The following is a 10,771-nucleotide window of genomic DNA, read 5'->3' as shown; positions in this document are numbered from 1 at the left end:
GGTCAGTGGAGATTCCTGAGGTCAGTGGAGATTCCTGAGGTCAGTGGAGATTCCTGAGGACAGTGATATTCCTGAGGTCAGTGGAGATTCCTGTGGCCAGTGATATTCCTGAGGTCAGTGGAGATTCCTGTGGCCAGTGATATTCCTGAGGTCAGTGGAGATTCCTGAGGCCAGCGAGACTCCTGAGGTCAGTGGAGATTCCTGAGGCCAGTGAGATTCCTGGGGTCAGTGGAGATTCCTGAGGCCAGTGATATTCCTGAGGTCAGTGGAGATTCCTGTGGCGAGCGGGCTTGCCCCGCGTTGGGGCGCGAAGCGGCCCCAGTACACTCGCCGCGCAGTTTCAGGAAGACCGTGTCGGCAGGTTTTGGGGCCGCTTCGCGCCCCAACGCGGGGCAAGCCCGCTCGCCACAAGAAGCCCGCTGACCTCAAGAAGCCCACTGACCTCAAGATGCCCGCTGACCTCAAGAAGCCCGCTGACCTCAAGAAGCCCACTGACCTCAAGATGCCCGCTGACCTCAAGAAGCCCACTGACTTCCAGAAGCCCACTGACCTCAAGAATCCCACTAGCCTCAAGATGCCTGCTGGCTTCGAGAAGCTTGCTAGCCATAGCAAGCCCCACCCCACAGACACCGGGTCGTCTCAGCTCAAGACGCCTTTCCCGGCAAGGCGAGCCCGATCATGGGCGGCATCAAAACTCTGCAACGGCCCTTTCGGCACGATTGCCGTCGGATTGATGGTCTGGTGGCTCGCATAGTAATGCCCCTTGATATGCGCAAAATCCACCGTCTCGGCCACGCCCGGCCATTGGTACATCTCCCGCAACCAATTCGACAGGTTCGGATAATCGGCAATCCGCCGCAGGTTGCATTTGAAGTGGCTGTAATACACCGCATCAAAACGGATCAGCGTGGTGAACAGGCGCACATCCGCCTCGGTCAGGTACTCACCGGCCAGGTAGCGATGTACTTGCAGGTGCTGCTCCAGGTGATCCAGTTCGGCAAACACATCATCAAATGCACTTTCATAGGCCTTTTGCGCGGTGGCAAAGCCGGCGCGGTACACGCCATTGTTCACGGCCGGGTAGATCCGCTCGTTCAGCGCGTCGATGCTCGGGCGCAGTGCCTGCGGGTAGAAGTCCAGGGTATTGCCGGTCAGCTCGTTGAAGGCGCTGTTGAACATGCGGATGATTTCCGCTGACTCATTGCTCACGATGCGCTGCAGTTTCTTGTCCCACAACACCGGCACGGTGACGCGCCCGGTGTAGTCGGCGGTGTCGGCGGTGTAACGCTGGTGCATGAAGTCGAAGCCATCCAGCGTGTCGCCGGTGGAGCCGTGGGTCTTGTCGAAGGTCCAGCCGTTTTCCAGCATCAACCAACTGACCACTGACACGTCGATCAGGCTTTCCAGGCCCTTGAGCTTGCGCAGGATCAGCGTGCGATGCGCCCAAGGGCAGGCAAGGGAGACGTAGAGGTGATAGCGACCGGCTTCGGCCCTGAAGCCGCCTTCGCCGCTGGGGCCGGGCGCACCATCGGCGGTCACCCAGTTTCGGCGTTGCGCCTGTTCACGCTGGAAAGCGCCGTCGGCGCTACTTTCGTACCACTGGTCCTTCCAGTGCCCTTCGATCAGCAAACCCATGACTGGCTCCTTGGCTAATAAGCGTTGGAGCCCAGTCTAAAGGGATGAGTTCGAACTAAAAGCGCAAAGACCGGGCGTGAATCATCGATTAAATCGATTTATCCCGTGCATCCCAGTACTGCTGCGCCAATGTGAACGCCTGTTCCCGTGGGTGGCCAAGGCCACGCAGCGCCAGGGCCATGGTCGCGATCAGCGCCAGTTGCGGGTAGCTGTCTTCGGCGTCGCCGCGCCACACGGCTTTTAAATGATCCGGCTCAAGGCTCGCGGGTTTGACATGGCGCTGGGCGGAAAGGGCGGGCCATTCTTCGTCCCAGCTTTCGCCGCCGGTGGTGCCGTACAGGTGGCTGATGGTGTCGGGATTGATCTCGACTTCGCCGCCATCCCCCTTGACCACAATCACATTGTCGCCGAGCAGGCCGCTGGCATCGCGGTGCACGCCCTGATAGCCGGGGTGGAAGATGCTTTGCAGGCCGCAGCGTGCATTCAGCGGGTTGAGCAGGCGTGCCAGGGAGTGGATCGGCGAGCGCAGGCCCAGGGTGTTGCGCAGGTCGATCATGCGCTGCAGTTGCGGCGCCCAGTCGCCCAGGGGAATAAATGCCAGGTTGCCTCGTTCGAACGCGGCGCCGACCTGCTGCCAGTTGCGGCACAGCGGGATCTGCAAGCCCTCCAGCAATTGCTCGGTGTACAAGCGGCCGGCGGTGTGTGCGCCGCCGCCGTGCATGAGGATGCGCACACCGTTCTGCGCCAGGCACTTGGCCGCCAGCAGGTACCACGGCAGGTGGCGCTTCTTGCCGGCATAGGTCGGCCAGTCGACATCCACGTTCAAGGCCGGGGCGTGCAGGCGTTCGCGCACCGCTTCGGTGAAGCCGGCGAGTTCTTCCGGGCTTTCTTCCTTGTGGCGCAGCAGCATCAGGAAGGCGCCGAGCTGGGTGTCTTCGACTTTTTCGTCGAGCAGCATGCCCATGGCTTCGCGGGCTTCTTCACGAGTGAGGTTGCGCGCGCCGCGCTTGCCTTTGCCCAGGATGCGCACGAATTGCGCAAATGGGTGCTCGGCAGGGGTTTCAAGGGTCAGCGGGGCAAAGTCGGTCATAAGCAATTCGTCGGCCTGGGCAGGCCCGCCAGCTTGGCGGCGAGTTTGGCGGGAGTGCCGTTGAACAGTTTGTTGAGGTGCAGGCTGTTGCCCTTTTCCGGGCCCAGTTTCAAGGCGGTGTACTTGATCAGCGGGCGCGTGGCGGGGGACAGCTGGAATTCGGCATAGAACTGGCGCAGCAGGGTGAGGATTTCCCAGTGGTCCGCGGTCAACTCCAGCGTTTCGGCGACGGCCAGGGCGTGGGCCACCTCTGTCGACCACTCGTTCAGGTCGACGAGGTAGCCGTCCTTGTCCAGTTCCAGGGTGCGTGCGCCGACGGTCAAGGTGTTCATAGCCAGGTGTTGACCTTGTCGTAGTCGATCGACAGTTGCACGAAGCCCGGGTAGTCGACGCTGTCGGCCCAATCCGGCAGCGGCAGATTGCGCGCCAGCAGGTCTTCGTCCAGCACCAGGACCTTCACACCCTTGGCCTGCAGGGCCGGGTTGTGCAGCCCGTAGGCGCCGTCGCCGCACAGCAGGATTGCATCGTCGGCGCCACAGATGCGCAGGCAACTGGCGAGGCGGCTGTCGGTGAACGGCGAGTGGGAAACCACATGTAAAGTCGACATCAGAGGGTCATCACCTGGTCGTAACGGTCAATCAGCGTGGAAATGGCGGCGCTGTCCAATGGCTGGGCGCTGGCCGGGGAGATAAGCCCGCGCTCGGCCAGGCTGTGGCTGCAGACGAACACATCATCGATGCCGAACAGGCCCAGTGCCTGCAGGTTGGCGCTGAGGTCCTTCTGCTGTACGGCCTTGGCGTCCTGGTGCGGCGCCAGCTGGAACACGCCGTCATCGAGGAACAGCAGGCCGATCGGCAGATCAAACGCGCCGCCGGCCAGCACGATATCCAGTGCTTCGCGCGCGCCCGGCCCGGACCACGGTGCCTGGCGGCTGATCACCAATAAGGATTTGGACATCTCACGGCCCTCCAAAACAGATCAGGCGGTCGGCGGCCTGGGCGGCGTCGTGCAATTGCCCCAGGCCCGACAGCGCCCACGGCGCATCCAGGTTCACTGCGCTGCGTTGATAGCGCGTGGCTTCCTCGGTGTTGAGCACGCCACGGCGCAACGCGGCGGCGATGCAGACCACACCGTCGAGTTGGTGCTGACTGACCCACTCGCGCCACTGGCGGGCGATGTCCTGCTCGTCCTGGGGCGCGACGATATTATTGGCAGCGCTGTAGACGCCGTCCTGATAGAAAAACAGCCGCACAATCTCATGCCCACCGGCCAGCACCGCCTGGGCAAAGCGCAGGGCGCGGCGCGAGGAGGGCGCGTGGGCGGCGGAAAACACTGCAATCGCAAACTTCATGGAACACTCTGCAAGCAAACGTGGGCCAATGATAAAGCCGCCTGCACGAAAAAGCCCGCCGTGATCAAAACGGTCACCCTCGCTGATCGTTCTGACGATTGCCGGTCGGCGCCAGGCTGCCTAGTCTGTGGGAACCCGAAACACAACTGGAGTGTTCATGTCAGGTCCCTTGGCGTCCCTCAAAGTGCTGGATTTTTCCACCTTGCTGCCCGGCCCGTTTGCGTCATTGATGCTCGCCGACATGGGCGCCGAGGTGCTTCGTATCGAATCGCCCACGCGCATGGACCTGCTGCGGGTATTGCCGCCGCACGATCACGGCACATCGGCGAGCCACGCCTACCTCAATCGCAACAAGCGCAGCCTGGCGCTGGACCTCAAGCAAGCCGAGGCGCTTGAGATCGTATACGCGCTGGTCAAGGAGTACGACATCGTGCTCGAGCAGTTCCGCCCCGGGGTGATGGAGCGACTGGGCCTGGGATATGAGGCGTTGAAGGCGATCAACCCACGGCTGATCTACGTCTCCATCACGGGTTACGGGCAGACCGGCCCCTACAAGGATCGTGCCGGGCATGACATCAATTACCTCGCCCTGGCCGGCGTCGCCAGCTATACCGGTCGCCAGGACAGCGGGCCACTGCCCTTGGGCGTGCAATTGGCGGATGTGGGCGGCGGTTCGCTGCATGCGGTGGTGGGGCTGCTGGCGGCAGTGATTGCCCGGCAAACCAGTGGCCTCGGGCAGTACCTGGATGTGAGCATGACCGACTGTTCGTTCAGCCTGAATGCCATGGCTGGCGCCGGTTACCTGGCGTGTGGCGTCGAGCCGGCGTGGGAGGGGCATGTGCTCAATGGCGGCAGTTTCTACGACTATTACCGCTCGCGGGATGGGCGCTGGATGTCAGTGGGTAGCCTGGAACCCGGGTTTATGCAACAACTGTGTACTGCATTGGGCCGCCCGGAGCTGGCGGCGCAAGGCTTGTCACCCAAACCGGAGGCCCAACAAGCCTTGAAGCTGGCACTGCAGGTCGAGTTCGAGAAGCGCAGTTTTGATGAGCTGTGCGCGTTGTTTGCTGGGGTGGACGCGTGTGTGGAGCCTGTCCTCGCTTTAAGTGAGGCGGTGGAGCATCCGCAGTTGAAGGCACGGGCGTTGGTCACCCAGGTGCCACGGGGCGATGGCTCGACCCAGGCGCAGATTGCCTGTCCGTTGAAGTTCTCCGAGGCATTGCCGCAGCCTAGGCATATCGGCGCCGCCGTAGGGGCGCACAGTGATGAAGTGCTGGCGGAGCTGGGCTTGAGTGCGCAGCGGATAGCCGATTTGCGGCAGGCCAAAGTTGTGGGGTGACTGGGCGGGGGCTTTCGCGGCCAAGCCCGTTGCCACATGTTGACCGCGCCCTATCCTCGTAATGCATTCAAACGGGGGGCGTGGGCGTGCCTGCGAAGGGGCCTCACTCCACCCGGGTTTCGCCGGTAAACACCAAGGTCTGCCGGCACCGCCTGCACAAATACCGCCGCCCTTGGGCCACCATCCCGTGGCGCTGTGACGAGAACGGAAAATCACTGTCCGCACACGGGCAACGGTAGATGTAGCGCATCACCTGGCGGCGCTTGACTGCATAGGTGTGGCAACGGTCCGGCGGCAGTTCATAGACCCCGCGCATGATCAGTTGCCATTCCTCGCCATGCGGCTGGATGCGCTCGCCAAACAATTGGTGGGCGATCAGGTGCGCCACTTCATGAGCCACGGTCTGCTTCAGGAAGTGCTGGCTGTTTTCGCGGTAGAGCTGTGGGTTGAAGCGCAGCAGGTTCTCGTGCAAATGCGCGACACCGGCCTTCTGGCCCCGCAGCTTGAGGCTGACCTGGGGGCGTTTGAAGCTTCGTTTGAAAAAGGATTCGGCTTGCAGGAAACAATCTTCGACGCGGGTATTGAGTTGCTCGGGCATGCTGACCATATCTCCAGAGACGTCCAGTATGCCGCAAAACCGGGTGTTTCCGAATCTGTCAGGCGCCGAATGGTCATGCATAACGCACAAAGCCACCTTGCGGCGGCTTTGCCTACCCCTTTGACCGGTCAGTTGGTATAGATCGGGCCGACGCCCAGCCCCCAGACAATCACGGTAAACGCCATGATTGCCACCAGGACCACCAGGCCCACGGCCAGTACCGAGCTGGAAAACAGGAAGCCCTCGTCGGGATCAATGCTCATGAAGGTGGGCAGCCCCACATACAGCAGGTACACCGTGTAGCAAATCGCCGCCGTCCCGACCACCATGCCCAGCCACATATGTGGGTAGAGCGCCGCCAGCCCGCCGATAAACAGCGGTGTCGCGGTGTAGGTGGCAAAGGCTACGCACCGCGCCATGCTGGGGTTGGCGTCGTAGGTGCGGGCCATCCAGTGAATGAACGCGCCCATCACTGCCACGCCGCCGAGCATGGCCGCGTACGACATGATGGTCATCCACAACGCGCTTTCCTGGGTCAGCATGACCGGCGCGCGGCTGCCGATCACCCAACCGACCCGGGTGGTACCGATAAAGGCGGACACGGCGGGGATCGCCGCGAGAATCAAGGTGTGAGTGAGGTACATGTGGCTGATGCTTTCTTCTTTATCGCCACGAATTTCCCGCCATTCCTGGTCGGGATGGGTAAACAGCCCCACGACGTGATGGATCATGCCAGTCACTCCTGTCGTTATTACCATCGCCCCCCATCGGAGCGCCCATCGGCCAATTGGCCTGAAAGGTCTGGATAGTGATGTGCGACCTCAAGTCGCAGTATAGGAAGGGATGACCGGAAAAACTGTAGGGCTTTAGAGCAAATCGCGCTGTAAACATGGGCCCTAATCGCGGTGAGGTCTGTGTACGCGTCGGCTTGCCGGCGATTGCGGTATAACGGGCTGCCGCGGAACGGCAACCACCGCTATCGCCGGCAAGCCAGCGCCTACAATGGAACTCGGTGGTGCTTATCGGTAAAATACCGCGCTTTTCGTCACACACCTCTAGCGGATCCAAGCGCCATGGGCACTCTTACGGTCAATCAGAACAAACTGCAAAAACGCCTGCGTCGCCTGGCCGGTGAAGCGGTCGCCGATTTCAACATGATCGAGGATGGCGACAAGGTCATGGTCTGCCTCTCCGGCGGCAAAGACAGCTACACCATGCTTGACGTGCTGCTGCACCTGCAAAAGGTCGCGCCGATCCAGTTCGAGATCGTCGCCGTCAACATGGACCAGAAACAACCGGGTTTCCCTGAGCACGTGCTGCCGGCGTACCTCAAGGAACTGGGCGTCGAGTACCACATCGTCGAGAAAGACACCTACTCGGTGGTCAAGGAGCTGATCCCGGAAGGCAAGACCACTTGCTCGCTGTGCTCGCGCCTGCGCCGTGGCACGCTCTACACGTTCGCCGATGAGATCGGCGCGACCAAGATGGCCCTGGGGCACCATCGTGACGACATCGTCGAGACCTTCTTCCTGAATATGTTCTTCAACGGCTCGCTCAAGGCCATGCCGCCCAAGCTGCGTGCCGATGACGGGCGCAACGTGGTGATTCGCCCGCTGGCGTATTGCAATGAGAAGGACATCCAGGCCTATTCCGACTTCAAGCAATTCCCGATCATCCCGTGCAATTTGTGCGGCTCCCAGGAAAACCTGCAGCGCCAGGTGGTCAAGGAGATGCTGGTGGACTGGGAGCGCAAGACCCCTGGCCGTACCGAGAGCATCTTCCGCAGCCTGCAGAACGTGATCCCGTCACAGCTGGCCGACCGCAACCTGTTTGACTTCACCAGCCTGAAGATTGATGAAACCGCCGCGTCGCGCTTCGTCAATGTTGTGAACCTCTGAGCCGATTCAACGCTCTGACACACGGCGCTTGCGGGCGCCGTTTTCAATTCCATTGCCAGGAGAGGGCATGCGCGATTACAAGTGGCTGCACGAATATTGTCTGAACCGCTTCGGTTCAGCGGCCGAGTTGGAAGCCCACCTGCCTGTACCCAAGACCCCGGCGCAATTGCGCAAGATCAGTGATGACCGCTACCTGTCGACCCTGGCGCTGCGGGTCTTTCGCGCTGGCTTGAAACACAGCGTTGTCGACGCCAAGTGGCCGGCGTTCGAGCAAGTATTCTTCGGCTTCGATCCGGAAAAAGTCGTGTTGATGGGCGCCGAGCACCTGGAGCGGCTGATGCAGGACACGCGCATCATCCGCCACCTGGGCAAGCTCAAGAGCGTGCCGCGCAACGCGCAGATGATCCTCGACATCGAGCAGGAAAAGGGCAGCTTTGGTGCGTTCGTCGCCGACTGGCCGGTGACCGATATCGTTGGGTTGTGGAAGTACCTGAGCAAGCACGGCCACCAATTGGGCGGGCTGTCGGCGCCGCGCTTTTTGCGCATGGTCGGCAAGGATACGTTTGTGCCGAGTTATGACGTGGTGGCCGCGCTGAATGCGCAGAAGATCGTCGACAAGGCGCCGACCAGCCTGCGCGACCTGGCGACGGTGCAGGGCGCGTTCAACCAATGGCATGCCGAGAGCGGCCGGCCGATGTGCCAGTTGTCGATGATGCTGGCTTACACAGTGAATCATTGAGGCTGTGGTGAGGCCATCGCAGGCAAGCCAGCTCCCACATTTGATCGGCGCCGCGGTCAACATGTGGGAGCTGGCTTGCCTGCGATAGCGGACCTCAGGTAGACACAGGTTCTGCTGCCAGTCTTCGATTCAACTGATGCCGCCAGCGCACATACAGCAACGCCGTACAGAACACCGCCAGGCTCGCGAGCATCTCCAGCACACCGAACCACTGGCGGTTCGGGTCGTACGCCGCCAGCGCGCCCTTGATGAAATACAGGTTCACCACAAAGCACATCCACGAATGTCCGCGCGCGCTGCCCAGCAACATGCCCGGCGCGAGGATCAGCAGCGGCACCAGTTCGATCAGCAGGATCACCCACGGGCGGGCGCCGTGGAGGTCGGCGATGAACAGGTAGTACACGCACAGCAACCCCACCAGGGCGAAAAACGCCAGCAGGCTCAGCGTGCGCGCGAGCTTGACCCGTGGCTCCAGCCACGCCTGGGGCGGCAGGACCTTAGGCTTTCTGGCCACGGCCGTTCTCCAGCAACGTGGCGGTGGTGGCCAGGCGCAGGCCGAGGGCGCGGCACAGGCTGATTTCGTGTTGATCGAGCAGGCGCTTGCCATCCGGCCCGGCATGGTGGCTGGCGCCATACGGGGTGCCGCCACCCTGGGTGTCGAGCAGTGCCTGTTCGCTGTACGGCAGGCCGGTGATCAGCATGCCGTGGTGCAGCAGCGGCAGCAGCATCGACATCAGCGTGGTTTCCTGGCCGCCGTGCAGGCTGGCGGTGGAGGTGAACACCCCGGCCGGCTTGCCGACGAGCGCGCCGGTGAGCCACAGGTTGCTGGTGCCGTCGAGGAAGTACTTGAGCGGCGCGGCCATATTGCCGAAGCGCGTCGGGCTGCCGAGGGCCAGGCCGGAACAGTGTTTCAAGTCATCGAGGCTGGCATACAGCGCGCCTTCCTCCGGGATGCTCGGCGCCACGGCTTCGCACTCGGTGGAGATTGCTGGCACCGTGCGCAAGCGCGCCTCCATCCCGCCTTGCTCGATGCCCCGGGCAATCTGCCGGGCCATTTCGCTCACCGAGCCATTGCGGCTGTAATACAACACCAGCACATACGGCGACGTCACGGCAGGATCTCCAGCACGTTTTCCGGCGGGCGGCCAATGATGGCTGTGTCGGCGGTTTCCAGGATCGGGCGTTCCATCAACTTCGGGTGCGCGGCGATGGCGGCAATCAATTGCGCTTCGCTGAGGCTGGCGTCGGCCAGGCCCAGGGCCTTGTATTCGTCTTCACCGGTGCGCAGCAGTTGCCGGGCACTGATGCCGAGCTTGGCCAGCAAGGCCTGCAATTGCGCGGCGTCGAGCGGGGTTTCCAGGTAGCGCACCACGGTCGGGGCGAGGCCACGGGCTTCCAGCAGTTCGAGCGCACCGCGGGATTTCGAGCAGCGCGGGTTGTGATAAAGCGTCAGATCGGTCATGTGCGGGTCGCATCTTGCGTAAGGTGGCAGGTATTCTACCTGCGCTGCGCCCGGTCCTTAAACCGTTAGAGGCGTTAGGTCGCAGCCTACGTTCATTTTTGCGAAGGATTACCCCATGACTAGGCGACTGATCGGTGCATTGGCGATCATCACAACCCTGCTGCTCAGCGGCTGCGGTAATGACTACGGCGTTGACCAGAACGGCCAGAGGGTGGCGGCCGAGCGCCTGGACAAGCAATGGCTGGTGGTCAACTACTGGGCGGAATGGTGTGGCCCGTGCCGCACGGAAATCCCTGAACTCAACGCCCTGGCGGAGCAGTTGAAGGGGCAGGGCGTAGGCGTGTTCGGGGTCAATTTCGACAATGTGCAAGGCGCAGAGCTGAAGGAAGCCAGCGACAAGCTGGGCATCAAGTTCACGGTGCTGGCGCAGAACCCGGACGGGATCTTCGATATTCCGCGCAGCGAAGCATTGCCGGTGACCTACATCATCGATGACAAGGGCAAGGTGCGCGAGCAGTTGATGGGTGAGCAGACTGCAGAAGGCGTATTGGCCAAGCTCAAGGCCCTGCGCGGCTAAAGGCGGTCCCCGATCAAATGTGCGAGGGGGCTTGCTCCCGAATGCGGTGGCTCAGCCAATCAAGTGCTGACTGACACACTGC

16 protein-coding genes are annotated in these 10,771 nt (G+C 62.0%); 4 read left to right on the top strand and 12 right to left on the bottom strand.

What is annotated here, in order from left to right; all coding sequences use genetic code 11:
- Window positions 1-340 precede the first annotated feature (340 nt).
- From BBG20_RS22950 to tusD, 7 genes are all read right to left on the bottom strand, one after another.
- Window positions 341-607: a hypothetical protein gene (locus BBG20_RS22950; protein WP_141697311.1), complete on the bottom strand. Its 267-nt coding sequence runs from the start codon at window positions 605-607 to the stop codon at window positions 341-343.
- A gap of 32 nt (window positions 608-639) precedes the next feature.
- The gene (locus tag BBG20_RS22945) at window positions 640-1,635 is read right to left on the bottom strand and encodes a glutathione S-transferase family protein (RefSeq protein WP_065907483.1); all 996 of its coding nucleotides are present in this window, start codon (window positions 1,633-1,635) and stop codon (window positions 640-642) included.
- 88 nt (window positions 1,636-1,723) lie between these two features.
- The gene (locus tag BBG20_RS22940) at window positions 1,724-2,707 is read right to left on the bottom strand and encodes a glycosyl transferase family protein (protein ID WP_404940349.1); all 984 of its coding nucleotides are present in this window, start codon (window positions 2,705-2,707) and stop codon (window positions 1,724-1,726) included.
- A gap of 14 nt (window positions 2,708-2,721) precedes the next feature.
- Complete coding sequence (locus BBG20_RS22935) at window positions 2,722-3,057, bottom strand: TusE/DsrC/DsvC family sulfur relay protein (RefSeq protein WP_065907479.1); 336 nt, start codon at window positions 3,055-3,057, stop codon at window positions 2,722-2,724.
- The gene (tusB, locus tag BBG20_RS22930) at window positions 3,054-3,332 is read right to left on the bottom strand and encodes a sulfurtransferase complex subunit TusB (protein WP_065907474.1); all 279 of its coding nucleotides are present in this window, start codon (window positions 3,330-3,332) and stop codon (window positions 3,054-3,056) included. The genes BBG20_RS22935 and tusB overlap by 4 nt, the downstream gene beginning before the upstream one ends.
- Window positions 3,332-3,682, bottom strand: a complete 351-nt coding sequence (tusC, locus tag BBG20_RS22925; RefSeq protein ID WP_065907473.1) for a sulfurtransferase complex subunit TusC — start codon at window positions 3,680-3,682, stop codon at window positions 3,332-3,334. The genes tusB and tusC overlap by 1 nt, the downstream gene beginning before the upstream one ends.
- Before the next feature lies 1 nt (window position 3,683).
- Complete coding sequence (tusD, locus tag BBG20_RS22920) at window positions 3,684-4,076, bottom strand: sulfurtransferase complex subunit TusD (RefSeq protein WP_065907471.1); 393 nt, start codon at window positions 4,074-4,076, stop codon at window positions 3,684-3,686.
- A gap of 157 nt (window positions 4,077-4,233) precedes the next feature.
- On the opposite strand from tusD, the gene BBG20_RS22915 reads away from it, so the two are divergent.
- On the top strand, window positions 4,234-5,415 hold the full coding sequence (locus BBG20_RS22915; protein WP_065907466.1) for a CaiB/BaiF CoA transferase family protein: 1,182 nt from the start codon (window positions 4,234-4,236) through the stop codon (window positions 5,413-5,415).
- A gap of 103 nt (window positions 5,416-5,518) precedes the next feature.
- Here the strand turns inward: BBG20_RS22915 and BBG20_RS22910 are convergent, their stop codons facing one another.
- Both BBG20_RS22910 and BBG20_RS22905 read right to left on the bottom strand, forming a co-directional pair.
- Window positions 5,519-6,013 carry a SprT family zinc-dependent metalloprotease gene (locus tag BBG20_RS22910; RefSeq protein WP_065907486.1) on the bottom strand — a complete coding sequence of 165 codons (495 nt, stop codon included), beginning with the start codon at window positions 6,011-6,013 and terminating at the stop codon, window positions 5,519-5,521.
- Window positions 6,014-6,141: 128 nt separating this feature from the next.
- Complete coding sequence (locus tag BBG20_RS22905) at window positions 6,142-6,744, bottom strand: Yip1 family protein (RefSeq protein WP_065907465.1); 603 nt, start codon at window positions 6,742-6,744, stop codon at window positions 6,142-6,144.
- Window positions 6,745-7,086: 342 nt separating this feature from the next.
- Between BBG20_RS22905 and ttcA the strand changes: the two genes are divergently transcribed.
- Window positions 7,087-7,911, top strand: coding sequence for a tRNA 2-thiocytidine(32) synthetase TtcA (gene ttcA / locus BBG20_RS22900; RefSeq protein WP_065907464.1), 825 nt, complete (start codon window positions 7,087-7,089; stop codon window positions 7,909-7,911).
- 67 nt (window positions 7,912-7,978) lie between these two features.
- Window positions 7,979-8,650 (top strand): DNA-3-methyladenine glycosylase I, encoded by a 672-nt coding sequence (locus tag BBG20_RS22895; RefSeq protein ID WP_010209632.1) that lies wholly within the window; start codon window positions 7,979-7,981, stop codon window positions 8,648-8,650.
- A gap of 94 nt (window positions 8,651-8,744) precedes the next feature.
- Here the strand turns inward: BBG20_RS22895 and BBG20_RS22890 are convergent, their stop codons facing one another.
- Genes BBG20_RS22890 through arsC form a run of 3 tightly spaced genes read right to left on the bottom strand, consistent with a single transcriptional unit; the run spans window position 8,745 to window position 10,112 of the window.
- A complete protein-coding gene (locus BBG20_RS22890; RefSeq protein WP_065907462.1) occupies window positions 8,745-9,164 on the bottom strand; it encodes a DUF2069 domain-containing protein in 420 nt (139 codons plus the stop codon).
- Window positions 9,148-9,762, bottom strand: a complete 615-nt coding sequence (gene wrbA / locus BBG20_RS22885) for an NAD(P)H:quinone oxidoreductase (RefSeq protein ID WP_065907460.1) — start codon at window positions 9,760-9,762, stop codon at window positions 9,148-9,150. The genes BBG20_RS22890 and wrbA overlap by 17 nt, the downstream gene beginning before the upstream one ends.
- A complete protein-coding gene (gene arsC / locus BBG20_RS22880; protein WP_065907458.1) occupies window positions 9,759-10,112 on the bottom strand; it encodes an arsenate reductase (glutaredoxin) in 354 nt (117 codons plus the stop codon). The genes wrbA and arsC overlap by 4 nt, the downstream gene beginning before the upstream one ends.
- Window positions 10,113-10,227: 115 nt before the next feature.
- Here arsC and BBG20_RS22875 point away from each other — a divergent pair, with 115 nt between their 5' ends.
- The gene (locus tag BBG20_RS22875) at window positions 10,228-10,689 is read left to right on the top strand and encodes a TlpA family protein disulfide reductase (RefSeq protein WP_065907457.1); all 462 of its coding nucleotides are present in this window, start codon (window positions 10,228-10,230) and stop codon (window positions 10,687-10,689) included.
- Window positions 10,690-10,771: the final 82 nt, after the last annotated feature.

The organism is Pseudomonas aylmerensis, assembly GCF_001702265.1.
GTDB classification, from domain to species: Bacteria; Pseudomonadota; Gammaproteobacteria; order Pseudomonadales; family Pseudomonadaceae; genus Aquipseudomonas; species Aquipseudomonas aylmerensis.
This window is presented reverse-complemented; position numbering and strand designations above follow the sequence as displayed.